Origin of the sequence: Streptomyces sp. NPDC096013 (assembly GCF_044763565.1) — a bacterium.
Classification (GTDB): Bacteria; Actinomycetota; Actinomycetes; order Streptomycetales; family Streptomycetaceae; genus Streptomyces.
Genome location: NZ_JBIWGK010000006.1, coordinates 556685 through 571057 on the forward strand (window position 1 = coordinate 556685; position 14373 = coordinate 571057).

10 protein-coding genes, 1 tRNA gene and 1 riboswitch are annotated in these 14373 nt (G+C 72.1%); of the genes, 7 read left to right on the top strand and 4 right to left on the bottom strand.

The genetic code is table 11. The annotated features are described in order from the left end of the window. Window positions 1-40: 40 nt before the first annotated feature. The 6 genes from ACIRB1_RS23455 to ACIRB1_RS23480 all read left to right on the top strand — a co-directional run bounded on the left by ACIRB1_RS23455 (window position 41) and on the right by ACIRB1_RS23480 (window position 6386). Window positions 41-1180, top strand: a complete 1140-nt coding sequence (locus ACIRB1_RS23455; protein WP_403466806.1) for a dihydrofolate reductase family protein — start codon at window positions 41-43, stop codon at window positions 1178-1180. 155 nt (window positions 1181-1335) lie between these two features. Next, window positions 1336-2541 carry an alginate lyase family protein gene (locus ACIRB1_RS23460; protein ID WP_403466807.1) on the top strand — a complete coding sequence of 402 codons (1206 nt, stop codon included), beginning with the start codon at window positions 1336-1338 and terminating at the stop codon, window positions 2539-2541. Window positions 2542-2593: 52 nt separating this feature from the next. Next, a tRNA-Met gene (locus ACIRB1_RS23465) sits at window positions 2594-2667 on the top strand. 108 nt (window positions 2668-2775) lie between these two features. Further along, window positions 2776-3996 (top strand): PP2C family protein-serine/threonine phosphatase, encoded by a 1221-nt coding sequence (locus tag ACIRB1_RS23470; RefSeq protein ID WP_403466808.1) that lies wholly within the window; start codon window positions 2776-2778, stop codon window positions 3994-3996. 191 nt (window positions 3997-4187) lie between these two features. Next, window positions 4188-4344, top strand: a riboswitch (cyclic di-AMP (ydaO/yuaA leader). Between the two features lie 11 nt (window positions 4345-4355). Continuing rightward, on the top strand, window positions 4356-5366 hold the full coding sequence (locus ACIRB1_RS23475) for a M23 family metallopeptidase (protein ID WP_403466809.1): 1011 nt from the start codon (window positions 4356-4358) through the stop codon (window positions 5364-5366). Window positions 5367-5441: 75 nt separating this feature from the next. After that, complete coding sequence (locus tag ACIRB1_RS23480; protein ID WP_352179657.1) at window positions 5442-6386, top strand: aldo/keto reductase; 945 nt, start codon at window positions 5442-5444, stop codon at window positions 6384-6386. A gap of 37 nt (window positions 6387-6423) precedes the next feature. On the opposite strand, the gene ACIRB1_RS23485 is transcribed toward ACIRB1_RS23480, so the two are convergent. The 4 genes from ACIRB1_RS23485 to ACIRB1_RS23500 all read right to left on the bottom strand — a co-directional run bounded on the left by ACIRB1_RS23485 (window position 6424) and on the right by ACIRB1_RS23500 (window position 11595). Further along, window positions 6424-7716, bottom strand: a complete 1293-nt coding sequence (locus ACIRB1_RS23485; RefSeq protein ID WP_403466811.1) for a PrsW family intramembrane metalloprotease — start codon at window positions 7714-7716, stop codon at window positions 6424-6426. Between the two features lie 49 nt (window positions 7717-7765). Next, window positions 7766-8572: a tRNA (guanosine(46)-N7)-methyltransferase TrmB gene (gene trmB / locus ACIRB1_RS23490; protein WP_352179655.1), complete on the bottom strand. Its 807-nt coding sequence runs from the start codon at window positions 8570-8572 to the stop codon at window positions 7766-7768. 168 nt (window positions 8573-8740) lie between these two features. Next, window positions 8741-10006, bottom strand: coding sequence for an L-2-hydroxyglutarate oxidase (gene lhgO, locus ACIRB1_RS23495; protein ID WP_352180082.1), 1266 nt, complete (start codon window positions 10004-10006; stop codon window positions 8741-8743). A 164-nt stretch (window positions 10007-10170) separates the two neighbouring features. After that, complete coding sequence (locus ACIRB1_RS23500) at window positions 10171-11595, bottom strand: MFS transporter (RefSeq protein ID WP_266770753.1); 1425 nt, start codon at window positions 11593-11595, stop codon at window positions 10171-10173. A gap of 671 nt (window positions 11596-12266) precedes the next feature. Here ACIRB1_RS23500 and ACIRB1_RS23505 point away from each other — a divergent pair. Then, on the top strand, window positions 12267-14345 hold the full coding sequence (locus tag ACIRB1_RS23505; protein ID WP_352179654.1) for an asparagine synthase-related protein: 2079 nt from the start codon (window positions 12267-12269) through the stop codon (window positions 14343-14345). Window positions 14346-14373: the final 28 nt, after the last annotated feature.

The following is a 14373-nucleotide window of genomic DNA, read 5'->3' on the forward strand; positions in this document are numbered from 1 at the left end:
CGCCGTTCCGCCCCGCCCGCCTCGGAGAGAGAGCGCGTCGATGCCCCACCCGTACGTCCCCTACGTCCTGCTGTCCGCCGCCGTCTCCCTCGACGGCTACCTCGACGACACCGGCCCCGACCGCCTGCTCCTCTCCAGCCCGGCCGACTTCGACCGCGTGGACGAGGTCCGGGCATCGGTCGACGCGATCCTCGTCGGCGCCGGCACGATCCGCGCGGACAACCCGCGACTCCTGGTCAACTCCCCCCAGCGCAGGGCGAGTCGGGTGGCCGAGGGCAAGCCGGAGTACCCCCTCAAGGTCACGGTCACCGCCTCCGGCGAACTGGACCCGGCGGCCAACTTCTGGCACACGGGCGGCGAGAAGCTCCTCTACACGACGGACAAGGGCGCGGAGCGGGCCCGCGAACTGGCCCTGGCGGCGGACATCGTCTCCCTCGGCCCGCACCTCACCTGGCGCGCTCTCCTCGAACACCTGCACACGGCGAGGGGAGTCGACCGCCTGATGGTCGAGGGCGGCGGCACGATCCACACCCAGCTCCTCCAACAGGGCCTGGCCGACGAACTCCACCTGGTCCTGTCCCCGCTGTTCGTCGGCGACGAGAAGGCCCCCCGCCTCTTCGGCCCCGGCACCTACCAGCCCGGCCGCCTGCGCCTGCTGGAGACCCGCCCCATCGAAGACGTCGTCCTCATGCGCTACGAACCGACCGCCCCCGGCACCGACGCCCTCCCCTCCGCAGCCGACCGCCACTGGCTCGCCCTCGCCTGCGACCTGGCGGCGGACTGCCCGCCCTCGGAGACGGCGTTCAGCGTCGGCGCGGTGGTGGTGGCGCGGGACGGCACGGAACTGTCCCGGGGCCACTCCCGAGAGGCGGGCGACCCGGTGGTCCACGCGGAGGAAGCGGCCCTGGCGAAGCTGGACCCGAAGGACCCGCGCCTCCCCACCGCCACCGTCTACACCAGCCTCGAACCCTGCACCCACCGCGCCTCCCGCCCCAAGTCCTGCGCCCGGCTGATCCTCGACGCGGGGGTCCGCCGCGTGGTGACGGCGTGGCGCGAGCCGGACACCTTCGTGGAGGCAGCGGACGGGAGCGGGGCGCTGGCCGCGCGGGGGGTGACCGTGGTCGTACTCCCGGAGTACGAGGAGGGGGCGAAGGCGCCGAACAGCCACCTGCTGGGCTGAGCACCACGCGGCCCGTCCCTCTCCTCCCGACCCGGGCGGGCATGACTCGGCCCGCCCGCCCCCACCACGACCAATCGGCCCAACAGATCCTGCGCCCCACCCCTCGCCGCGGCACGCTCGCAGGGAACCGGTGACCACAGGCGGAGGTAGGACACATGAGGGCAGTCGCGGTGCTGGGCGCGTCCGTAGCCGTAGGGCTACTCGCCTCGTGCGGAACGACGGACACCGGTACCCGGACCATGGCGAGGGCGCTCCCCGCGAGCGCCGCGTTCACCCACCCCGGAATCCTCGTCAGCAAGCCCCAACTGGACGCCGTACGAAAGAACGTGGCCGCCGGGAAGCAGCCCTGGCTGAAGGCGTACTTCGGGATGCGGGACAGCAAGTACGGCTCGTACAAGTACGCGCCTAAGCCGTACGCGGACGTCGACTGCCCCTGGAACGGCAAGGCCGCCCACGGCTGTGTCGAGGAGCGCGAGGACGCGATCGCGGCGTACACGCAGGCCCTCCTCTTCAGCATCACCGGCAAGCAGCACCACGCGCTGAAGGCGCGGGAGATCATGGACGGCTGGTCGGCGAAGATGAAGGAGCACACCTCCGACGACGCCGGCCTCCAGACCGCGTGGGCGGGTTCGACCTGGGCCCGGGCCGCGGAGATCGTCCGGTACACGCCCGGCGCGGGCTGGCCGGCCGACCGGGTCAAGCGGTTCGGGACCATGCTGCGTACCGCCTACGAGCCGGAGGTCACCAAGAACCTGCCGGACTACAACGGCAACTGGGACCTCGCGATGACGGACGCGGCGATCGGCATCGCGGTCTTCCTCGACGACCACAAGGCCTTCGACGCGGCCGTGAAACGCTTCCGGGACCGCGTGCCCGCCTACTTCTACCTCGCCAAGGACGGCAAGGTGCCGCTCACCCCGGTGGGCTCGAAGCTCACCACCCCGCAGAAGCTGACGACGTACTGGTTCAAGCAGACGACCTTCCGCGACGGCCTCGCCCAGGAGACCTGCCGCAACCTCAAGCACGTCGGCTACTCGCTGGCGGCGTCCGCGCACATCGCCGAGACCGCCTGGCACCAGGGCGTCGACCTCTACGACGGCGTCAAGGACCGGCTCAAGGCGGCCCTGGAGTTCCACTCCCGCTACCAGCTCGGCGAGCCCGCGCCCGCGTGGCTGTGCGGCGGCAAGGTCGACCGGAACATGGGCCCCGACGTGGAGGTCGCCGTGAACCACCTGGAGAACCGGCTCGGCATGAAGGTGCCCGCCGCGCACAAGCTCGCCGAGTCCACCCGCCCGGCCGGCAGCGACGACCTCTTCGTCTCCTGGGAGACCCTCACGCACGCCGGTAATCCGGCCGACTGAAACCCGTGTGACATCGGACCCCGCGAATGGCGTATAGTTGCAATCACAACGGCGCGGGGTGGAGCAGCTCGGTAGCTCGCTGGGCTCATAACCCAGAGGTCGCAGGTTCAAATCCTGTCCCCGCTACTGAAGGCCGAGGGCCGGAATCCAGAAACGGATTCCGGCCCTCGGTGTTTCTCCCCCTGTCGGCCCACCCCGCTCGCCGCCCTCCTCCCGCCGGGAAAAACTGGTTCCGTGGAGGAGGAGGGTCCGTATGTGCGAGCCGGCGGGCGTCTGCCCGGCGATCCCGTGCCCGACCCCGGCCTCGGCGACAGCCCCGCGCCCCGGCCCGAGAGCGAGGGCCGGCGGATCTCGTACACCCGCGCCGTCCTCCGCCGCCTCCCCGTCCTGCTGCTGATCGCCGCCGCGCTCTACGACTACCTCACCCCGGCCGAGTTCACGGCGGCCCCGCTCTTCACCGCCGCCCCGCTGGTGGCCGCCCCGCTCTACTCCCGGCGCGGCACCGTCCTCACCGGCCTCGCGTCCGTCGCCCTCGTCCTCGCCATCCACATCAGGCTCGGCATCGTCTACGACACCGGCGCGCTGACCGAGGTGGCCACCGTGTCGACGGTCGCCGTGCTCGCCGTCCTCATCAACCTCCTGGTCCGCCGCAGCAGCGAACAGCTCGCCTCCGCGCGCGAGATCGCCGAGGCCGCCCAGCGGGCCGTGCTGCCCGAACCGGCCGAGCGGATCGCCGGGTTCGAGATCGCGGCCCGCTACGAGGCGGCGCAGGAGGGCGCGTTCATCGGCGGCGACCTGTTCGCGGTGCAGGACACCCCGCACGGCGTACGGCTGGTCGTCGGCGACGTGCGCGGCAAGGGCATGGGCGCGGTCGCCGCCGTCGCCGTGGTCATCGGGGCGTTCCGGGAGGCCGCCGAGCAGGAGGCGACGCTGGAGGCGGTCGCGCAGCGGCTGGAGCGGGCGCTCGCGCGTGAGGGCACCCGGCGTGACGGGCTCGACGCGTTCGAGGGGTTCACCACGGCCGTCCTCGTCGAACTCCCGCACGGCGACGGCGTCGTACGGATCGTCGACCGGGGGCATCCGCCGCCGCTGCTCCTTCATGTGGACGGCACTGTCGGCACGTTGCAGGTCCGGGAGCCCGCACTGCCCCTGGGAATGGGCGAGTTGGGGGTCTGGCCCGACCGGGCCGAGGAGTTCGCGTTCCCGGGCGGGGCCACTCTTCTGGTGCACACCGACGGGCTGTCCGAGGCGCGGGACTCCCGCGGTGTCTTCTACGACCCGGCGGCGCGGCTGGCCGGGCGGACCTTCCGTACCCCCGAGGCGCTGCTCGGCATCCTCGCCAGGGAGGTGCGGCGGCACTCCGGGGGCTGGATGACGGACGACATGGCGATGATCGCCGTACGGCATCCCCAGCCGTTGTCACCAGGTGTGACCGTGCCGGTGCCCTCCGCATAACAACTGACATACCGTCAATACCCGAAGGAATTCCGAGACTTGGCCAACTCGCCCGTTTTTCGCCGGTGGTGGGCCGTTCGTCCAGCAAGGAAAGGTTAATGATCAAGCCGAACAGCTTGGAAACGGGCGCCCGTGTCTATTAACGTTCGATAACGCAGCGCGGTCGTCCCAGCCGTCACAAGAGACGGCTCCGTGCGCACGCGCCGAATCCCGCAAGGGAACCGGGGAACCACCACTTGGGGTGAATCGCTCGTCGACCGTCGTGGAGACACGTCCGGTTTACGCGCGTAGGAGACCTTCCTGCTCCGAACCCGTCAGCTAACCCGGTAGGCGAGAAGGAAGGAAAGGAGCACGCCCACGTGGCGTCAAACCAGGCTGCCCCTGAAGCCCCTGTCGTCTACGGCGGTTACCGCCCCGACGAGGGCCCCTGGGAGGAGTGGAATCCCAGCGCGGAGACCGTTTCCCCCAACCGCGGCAAGCACCGTGTCGCAAAGCAGCGTGGTGGCGGAGGATTCGCCCGCAGCTCCACCGTCCTGGGCGTCGGTGTCATAGCCGCCGTCAGCGCGGGCGGCATGGCCAGCGCCAACACCGGCAAGCCGCCGGTCTCCATCTCCCTGCCGGACCTGCCCTCGGTGGGCCACCTGCTCGACGACTCGTCCAGCAGCACCCCCAAGGGCTCCGCGACCGCGCTCAGCAGCGTCGGCGTCGTCACCACCGACACCGCCAAGGGCACCTCGGACGCGGGTGAACTGCTCCGCAACCGGATCATGGCGCAGGCCGAGTCGCAGCAGGTGCAGGTCGACGGCAAGGCGCAGGCCGCCGCCGAGGCCGCCGTAGCCAAGCAGACCGTCGACGCCGCCGCCAAGGCCGAGAAGGACGCGGCGAAGAAGGCGGCCGACGCGAAGAAGGCAGCGGAGGCCGCCGCCGCGAAGAAGGCCGAGGCCGCGAAGCTCGCCGCACTCGCCAAGCAGTACACGCTGCCGGTCGCCTCGTACACGATCACCGGCACCTTCGGCCAGGCCGGCTCGATGTGGTCCTCCGGGTATCACACGGGTCTCGACTTCGCCGCGCCCACCGGCACGCTGATCAAGGCCATCCACAGCGGCACGGTCACCGAGGCCGGCTGGGCCGGGTCGTACGGGTACCGCACGATCCTCACCCTCGACGACGGCACCGAGCTGTGGTTCTGCCACCAGTCCTCGATCAACGTCAGCGTCGGGCAGAAGGTCTCCACCGGCGAGGTCATCGGCCGCGTGGGCGCGACCGGCAACGTCACCGGGCCGCACCTCCACCTGGAGGTGCACATCAACGGCGCCGCGACCGGGAGCGACCCGGCGCCCTGGCTGCGCAGCAAGGGCCTCAACCCCTGAGCGGACCCTGAGCCGACCCCGTCCGCCCGTGCTGTGCCGGAATATCCGGTTCCGGCGCGGGCGTTGACGTATGGCATGACTTCTCTTCGCAAGCTGGGCCGGTCCGACCTGGAGATCTTCCCGCTGAACCTCGGCGGCAACGTGTTCGGCTGGACCGCCGACGAGGCGGCCTCCTTCGCCGTGCTCGACGCCTACACGGCCGCCGGGGGCAACTTCGTCGACACCGCCGACTCGTACACGGCGTGGATCGAGGGCAACAAGGGCGGTGAGTCCGAGACCGTCATCGGCAAGTGGCTCAAGGCCCGCGGCAACCGCTCGGACGTCGTCATCGCCACCAAGGTCAGCCAGCACCCCGAGTACCCGGGCCTGTCCGCCGCCAACATCAAGGCCGCGGCCGACGCCTCCCTGCGCCGCCTGGGCACCGACTACATCGACCTGTACTACCCGCACTTCGACAAGGAGGACGTGCCGGTCGAGGAGATCGTCGGCACGCTCGACGAGCTGGTGAAGGCGGGCAAGGTGCGGCACATCGCCGCCTCCAACATCTCGCCCGCACGACTCCAGGCGTCCCTGGACTTCTCCGACCGCGAGGGCCTCGCGCGCTACATCGCCATCCAGCCCCACTACAACCTCGTCTCCCGCGACACCTACGAGGGCGAGCTGCGGGACGTCGCCGCACGCGGCGGGCTGTCGGCCCTCCCGTACTTCTCGCTGGCGGCCGGCTTCCTCACCGGCAAGTACCGGCCCGGCACGTCCGTGGAGAGCGCGCGGTCCGGCCGGGCCGCGCAGTACGCCGAGTCGGAGCGCGGCCGGAGCGTCCTCGCCGCCCTCGACGAGGTCGCCCAGGCCCATGACGCGCCGGTCGCCACGGTGGCCCTCGCCTGGCTCGCCGCGCAGCCCACGGTCGCGGCCCCGATCGCCTCCGCCCGCACGGTCGAGCAGCTCCCCGCGCTGCTCGGCGCGGCCGAACTGAAGCTGACGGACGCGGAGATCGCCCGCCTCACGCAGGCGTCGGCCTGAGGGCTGCAGGGGTCGTACGGGTCGCCGGGGTGGGCCGTCAGGACCGGTACGGGTTGTACAGGGGAGTCCCGTACGCCCCGTACACCGGCGGCCACGGCGGTACCACCACCGGTACCGGGGGTGCCGTGCGGCGGGCCGCGTAGTCCAGGGCGGGGCGCGCCACCTCCCGGCGCAGCCACAGCTCGTGCAGCAACTCCCTTTCCCGTACGGCGAATTCGGGGCCGACGCGGCCCCGGGCCGCCCGGTGCCGCAGGAACGCGAGGCTGGTCGCACGGGCCTCGTACCGGGCGACCGAGCGGGCCGCCTCGCGGCCGAGGTGGTGGCGGGCGTACTCGCGGGCCAGGCGGCGGGCCCTCATCGAGCCGAGCACGAAGGGTTCGGACGGGGGCAGCCAGCCCGCGTGCACATAGACGGGCAACTCCTCGCGCGCACTGCGCAGTTCACGCTGCCGGGTCCACACCGCGAGCCAGGTCAGCAGGCCGAACGCGGGGACCATGAAGACGCCGTAGACCTCGAAGAAGCCGTACTGGCCGAAGGTCGAGGAGCCGTTCCAGATCGCGTGCATGCCCATCGCGAGGAGGAGGCCGGTCAGGGGGCCCAGGACGCGGCGGACGTGGTGGCGGTCGGGGGAGAGGGCAGCGATGCCGAAGCCGATGCCGGTGAGGACCGTGAACAGGGGGTGCGCGAACGGGGACATGACGATGCGCACGAAGAAGGTCGCCGCGGTGACGGAGGTGAAGCCGCGGTCGCCGGTGAGCTGGTCGGTGCCGAAGGACGTGCCCAGATAGAGGATGTTCTCGGTGAACGCGAAGCCGGTGGCGGTGACCCCGGCTATCACCACCCCGTCGACGATCCCGGTGAAGTCCCGTCTGCGGAACAGGAAGACGAGCAGGACGGCCGCCGCCTTCGCCGACTCCTCCACGATGGGTGCTATCACCGTCGCGCCGAGGGTGTCCGCGCTGGTCGGGTCCGCGGTGGTCGTCGCTATCCATCTGGTCGCGAAGCTGTTGGCGACGATGGCTATCAGGGCCGCGGCGCAGGCGCCCCACGCGAAGGAGAAGAGCAGGTTGCGCCAGGGCCCGGGGTCGACCCGGTCCAGCCAGCGGAAGGCGGCGAGAAGAGGCGGCACGGGCAGTACGGCGAGCCCGAGACCCACCAGGAACCCTTCCGTACCGGTCTGTTGGCGGACCAGCGCCAGGATGACGAGCCCGGAGACGGTCAGCAGCGTGATCAGCGCGACGTGCCGGACCCAGTTCCGCTGCCACCAGCGTCCGCGCGGCGCGTGGGCGGGGCGGCCGGGGTGTGGGGGGAGAGGCGGAAACGTGGCCACGGCATCGACCCTAACGAGGTAAGGGCACGGCCCGCGATGGAGCCTGGCGTCAGCGCTGGTCGTCGTGGGGTACGCGACGGAAGAGCAGATCGTTCACGACATGTCCCTTGTCCAGTCCCTGGCCCTCGAAACGGGTCAGCGGCCGGAAGTCGGGACGGGGCGCAAAACCGCCGTCGGGTTGGCTGTTCTCGAAGTCCGGGTGCGCGTCGAGGACGTCGAGCATCTGCTCCGCGTACGGCTCCCAGTCCGTCGCGCAGTGCACGGTGGCCCCTGGCTTCAGGCGGGTCGCGGCGAGGGTGAGGAACTCCGGCTGGATCAGGCGGCGCTTGTGGTGGCGCTTCTTGGGCCAGGGGTCCGGGAAGTACACGCGGAGGCCGTCGAGGGAGTCCGGGGCGAGCATCTCGCGGAGCAGGATGATCGCGTCGCCGTTCGCGACCCGGATGTTGGACAGGCCGTGGTGGTCGGCCAGGCCCAGGAGGTTGCCCTGGCCCGGGGTGTGCACGTCGACGGCGAGGATGTTCGTCGCGGGGGCGTCGGCGGCCATCTGGGCGGTGGCCTCGCCCATGCCGAAGCCGATCTCCAGCACGACCGGGTGGTCGTTTCCGAACAGTTCGGGGAGGTCGAGGGTGCGTTGGCCGTCGATGTCCAGGCCCCACGTGGGCCACAGGCGTTCCAGGGCGTCGGCCTGCCCGGCCGTTACGCGGCTCCGGCGGGGCTGGAAGCTTCGGATGCGGCGTTCGTGGTGGGAGCCGGCGGGGTCGGGCGTCGGGCCGCCGGGGAAACGGGGTTCGCCCCTCGGCCGGGTTCGCTGCGTGGGCTCTGTGGGGGTGGCGGGGGTGTTGGGGGAGTCAGACACAATGCGGTGATTTTACTGGGCGTGCGCCTACAGGGTTGCCTGGCTTGTGTTGTCTTGCGGGTGCGGCCCGGTGGGGGCTGGTCGCGCAGTTCCTCGCGCCCCTTGGGGGGTTGCGCTGGCCGGGGTGGGGAGCTCGCGGTGTAGCGGTTGCGCAGTTCCCCGCGCCCCTTAGGGGGTGGCGCTCCCTGGGGTGGGGAGAGGCCGGCGGTTCTGGTGGAGTGTTGCCAGGGCTCTGCGGGCTACCTCTCTGCCGATGGGGAGGGAGGCTGTGGCCGCTGGGCTGGGGGCGTTGAGGACGTGGATGGCTCGGGGGGCCTCCTTGATCAGGAAGTCGTCCACGAGGGTGCCGTCGCGGAGTACTGCCTGGGCGCGGACACCGGCCGGTGCGGGGGTCAGGTCGTCCGGAGTCACCGCCGGGAGGAGGCGTTGCACGGCTCCTGTGAACGCGGTCTTGGAGAAGGACCGGCGCAGCTCCCCCGCCCCGTAGCGCCAGTGCCTGCGGGCCATGTGCCAGGCGCCGGGCCAGGTGGCCGTGGCCGCGACTTCCCGGGGGCGTACGACTCCCCAGTCGTAGCCCTCGCGGGCCAGGGCCGGGACCGCGTTCGGGCCGAGGTGGACGGTGCCGTCGATGCCGCGGGTGAGGTGGACGCCGAGGAACGGGAAGGCCGGGTCCGGTACCGGGTAGACCAGGCCGCGGACCAGCTCGGGCCGGGTGAGGGTGTAGTACTCGCCGCGGAACGGGACGATCCGCATGCCGGGGTCGTCGCCGGTGAGGCGGGCCACCTCGTCGCAGTGCAGGCCCGCGCAGTTCACCAGCACACGGGCGCGGACCACGTCACCGCCGGTCGCGGTCACCGTACGGACGGCGACCCCGCGCTCCGGGCGGCGGTCGATGTGGGCGACCCGCGCGCCGTAGCGGATCTCGGCGCCGGAGGCCTCGGCCAGCCGGCGGGCGACCTCGCCGTAGTCGCAGATCCCCGTGGTCCCGACCTGTATGGCCGCCAGGCCGCGCACCTCCGGTTCGTACTCGGCGATCTGGGTGGCGCCCAGCTCCCGCACCGGTATGCCGTTCTCCCGGCCGCGCTGCACGAGCGCGTGCAGCCGGGGCAGCTCGGACCGCTCCGTGGCCACGATCAGCTTCCCGGTCACGGCGTGCGGCACTCCGTACTCCGCGCAGAACGCCACCATCTCGGCAGCCCCCCGCACCGCGTACCGCGCCTTGAGCGAACCCGGCCGGTAGTAGATCCCGCTGTGGATCACCCCGCTGTTCCGCCCCGTCTGATGCCGAGCGGGCCCGCCCTCCTTCTCCAGCACGGTGACCCGGGTCCCGGGCGAGGCACGCGTGATCGCATACGCCGTCGACAGCCCTACGATCCCGCCCCCGACCACAAGAACGTCACAGTCGTATCCGACCCCAGCCCGCACCTGCACCACCTCCCGGCTTCGATAGTGCACTGCGCCACTGACAATGCCTTCAAACCCCGGGGAGCCGAGTACCGCCAAGGGGCGCGGGACTGTGACATGTGCGGCCGCGCCGCGTGGGCGCCACACGCCACGACGGCGCCGCACGCACAGGACGGCACAAGCAAGGCAGACGCTCAGGCGGGAGCCATCAACAGCGGCCGGGCCCTCTCCCGCAGCTCGACCACCCGCGGCTCATCCCCGTACGGCTCCAGCCGGTGCAGCAGATCCTTCACGTACTCGGTGGTCCGGGCGGACGAGATCCGCCCGGCGACCTCCACCGCGCGCACCCCCTGCTCACACGCCGCGTCAAGGTTGCCCGACTCCAGCTCGGCCACCGCGGACACCACCAGCCGAAGCCCGTGCGACCGCACGAACTCCTCCGTCGGCTTCGACAGCGCCTGCTCGGTGAAGCGACGGACCTGCCGGGGCGCCTTCAGATCCCGGTAGCACTCGGCCGCGTCGGCGGCGAACCGGTCGTAGGAGTAGAACCCGAGCCAGGACGGGTCGTTGTCCCCGTCCCGCGCCCGCTCCAGCCATCCCTCGGCCGCCTTCAGCGCCGCGCCCGCCGCCTGCGCGTCCCCGGCCTTCGCATGGGACCGTGCCTCGACGAGCCGGAAGAAGCTCATGGTGCGGGCGGTCGCGAGGCCGCGGTTGCGCTCCAGTGCGGCCTGCGCGAGGTCGACGCCCTCGTCACCGAAGCCGCGATACGTCGCCTGCAACGACATCGACGCCAGCACATAGCCCCCCAGCGGGACGTCCGCCGCCGCGCGGGCAAGACGCAGCGCCTGGATGTAGTACCGCTGGGCCGCCTCCTGCTGGCCGGTGTCGAAGGCCATCCACCCGGCGAGGCGGGTGAGTTCGGCACTCGCGCCGAACAGGGCCCTGCCGACCTCGTCGGAGTACGAGCCGAGGAGCAGCGGTGCCGCCTCCACCCGGAGGCACTCGGGCACCATCGACGAACGCCAGTCGCCGCCCCCGTACTTGGAGTCCCAGCGCCTGGCGTCCTCCGCGGCCTCCCGGAGTTTCTGCACATCGCTGTGGCCGACTTTGAGCGGTGTCCCGGAGCTCTCCGCGGAGTTCGCCTCCCGTGCCACCGAACTGTCGGCCGGGGTTATGAGCCAGCGTGAGGCGGGCGTTGCGTATGCGCTGACTGCGAACGACCCGGCGAGGGACTGCCAGATGCCGCCGCTTCCCGCACGGCGGCCGGCGAGGTCCAGGCGGTACAACTCCGTTGCCGAACGCACCGCTTGGCCGACGTCCCGGGGGAAGGCGAGGCCCACCTCGGGTGCGGGGTCCGCGTCCGCCAGGCCGATCTCGTGGAGCGGCACCGGGCGGCCGAGCTTCTGGCCGATGGCGGCCGCGATGAGGTGCGGGGCGGCGCCCTGGGGCACCATCCCCTTCGACACCCAGCGCGCCACCGACGTCTTGTCGTAGCGAAGTGTCAACCCGCGTTGAGCGCCAAGATCGTTGACGCGACGCGCGAGTCCTGCGTTGCTGATTCCCGCGAGGGCGAGAACGGTGCCGAGTTTTTCGTTCGGCCCGCGTTGCTCCCTGGACATGCGCCACCCCTCGACACAGACGGCTGCCGCGCTGGCATAACCACCCGGCATTCGTAAACCCAGCGTAGTTCGCCGCATCCCAAGCGTTAAGGGGCATTGTTCCGGATGGCGGGATTGTGGTCCGTACGCGAGTGCGGGGTTTGCACGCAGGGTTGCGACGTGCCCCCGTCGTGTGGCCGTGCGCCCGTGTGTGCGCTCTTCTCCGGCCATCACGGGAGCGGTTCCATGGATCGTGCGTGGGTCGGCCCGCTGTACTGGATCCAGTGGGCTGGGGGACACCGCCGCCTACATCCCCGCGGGCGGCGGACCGGTCCGGGAGGCGAACTCCGCCTCCCGGACTGTGCGCGGCACGAAGCGGTGCGCAGGGCATGTACGGAGCGTGTCCGAGCCTGTCCTTGTCACGCCGATTTGGCCGAAAAACGCCCCTGCCTCCCGAGGTCGAATACCGCTCCTACCACGGGAGTTGAGGGCGCGTTAGGTGTTTTGGGGGAGCGTATCGGGGGCGCATTCGCGTCGCGGACGTAGGGTCGTCCTTGTCCGGTTGTCCCTCGTCCAGGGCGTCCTCGCGCGATCTCAAGCGGCTTCTCCGGCCCTCCGGAAGGCGTCCTTCATGGCAGCATGGTGCCCAGTTCGTGCGGTGCACTGGTTGTCCACAGCCTGTGGAGGCGTCGATGCGGTGGTTGGTGGGATGGAGCAGTACCGCCGCTGGAGCCGCCGTGATCGGTTCCGCGGGGGCGACCGGTTTCGACGGTGAGACGGTCCATCCGGTGGGCTCCCAACTCCTGTGGGGGGACCCGGATCCGCTGTGGGCGGTCGGCGACTGGCGGCCCGACGAGGTGCGGGTCGTGAAGGTCGACGCCGAGACGCGCATCGCGGTCCTCGGCACGTGCGGTGCCTCCGACGAGGAGCTGCGCCTGAGCCTGTTCTCCGCGCGCGGAGGGGCACTTCGGCATCTGACCGCCTGGTCCGGCAGTTACACGGCGGTCGTCAAGGTCGGCCGCCGCACCATGGTCTGCGGCGATCTCGCGGGCGCCAAGCCGGTGTTCTACACCCCGTGGGCCGGCGGTACGGCGTACTCCACGGCCGCGCTCCCGCTCGCCGACCTCATCGAGGCCAACCTCGACTTCGGTCACCTGGCCGCGCTGCTCGCCGCCCCGGACGTCCCGGCCGCGCTGCACGACTCGACGCCCTACGACGGGGTCCGGCGCATTCCGCCGGGGCATGCGCTGATCCTGCGCGCCGGGGCGCGCGAGATCGCCGGGTACGAGCCGGTGGCCTCCCTCGCGGTGGCGGCGGCGCCCGTGGATCCGGACAGCGCGGTGGACGCCGTACGCGACGCGTTGGTAGACGCGGTGCGCGTGCGGCTCTCCGCACCCCGGCACGTGCCCGACATAGACCCGGGCCCGGTGCCCGGCATGGGGCCCGCCGAACGGCGTGCCGCGCGCGGGATGCCCGTCCCCGGGATCGGCGCCGATCTCTCCGGTGGGCCCGCCTCCGGGACGCTCGCCCTGCTCGCCGCCGGGCTGCCGGGGGCGCCCGGCACGGTCCTCGGGCACGGCACCGGCGCGGGCGAACGCCTCCTCGCCGTCACGTTCAACGACCTCGCCGTCCCCGGCCGCGAGTCCGAGGTGGAGCGCGCGGGCGCCCTCGCGGCCAACCCGCGCCTGCACCACGTGGTGGTCACCGGTGACGAGCTGGTCCTGCCGTACGCCGAACTCGACGGCCCCCTCACCGACGAACCCGGCCCCTCCCTGATCAACGCCGCCCGCCATCGCGCCCGGCTCGCGGCGGGCAGCGCCGACCACTTCACCGGGTACGGCGCCCGGCAGGTCCTCGACGCGCACCCGGCCCGCCTGGCCGACCTCCTCATGGACCGCAAACGACGTCATCTGGTGCGCCCGGTGGCCGCGTTGGCGAAGGCGGACGGCTCGGTGATGGTCCCCGCGCGCGTGTACGGCGCGGCCCGCCGCCTCGCCCGTACGCCCTACGGCGCGGGTCTCGAGGTCCTCGCCGACCGGCTGATGAACCAGCGTTTCGAGGAGCCCGGCGGCGCCGTCGGTGCCTCCCTCGCGGCGCTCACCTGGGCCAGACCGGGCCCCGCCGCACGCTGGCTGACGGGTGAGGCGCTGGCTGAAGTATCGGTTCGCCTCCAGAGCGCGCCGAGCCGTCAGGGCAGCGGCCCCGGCCAGCGCCCCGGCGACTTCCGTGCCCGTGCCGCCCTCGCCCGCCACGCCTCCGACCTCCGCGTCCTGGAGCAGGCCGCCGAGATCCGCTCCCAGCGTCTGCACACCCCCTTCCTCGACAACCAGGTGGTCCGCGCCTGCCGTTCCCTACCCGAGGCGCTACGGGTCCAGCCGGGCGCCCGCGCGGCGATCCTCCGTACGGTCCTGGAGGGCGCCGGTGTGGGCGACCTCCCGCCCGGCTGGGGCGCCCCGTCCCACGCCCCGGCCGCGGCCGCCGCGCGCAAGGGACTCCGGGTGGCCGCGGACTCCCTGATGGACCTCTTCGCGACGCCGCTGCTCGCGCAGGCGGGCCTGGTCGAGGCCCGTGTGGTCCGCAAGGCGCTCAGAGCGGCGGCCCAGGGCGAGCCGCTGCCGCTGGACGGCCTCGCGGACCTGGTCTCCCTGGAGCTGTGGCTGGGGCGGCTGCTGGCCCGCCGGGGCACGTGCTGGACGGGGACTCCGGCACGCGCGCGTGCGGTGCCGGAGGGGATTCGGCCGCAGCGGGGCGCGTTGGCCTCCGGGGCGTGAAAGAGGCTGCCCGGACAGGGACTTGAGC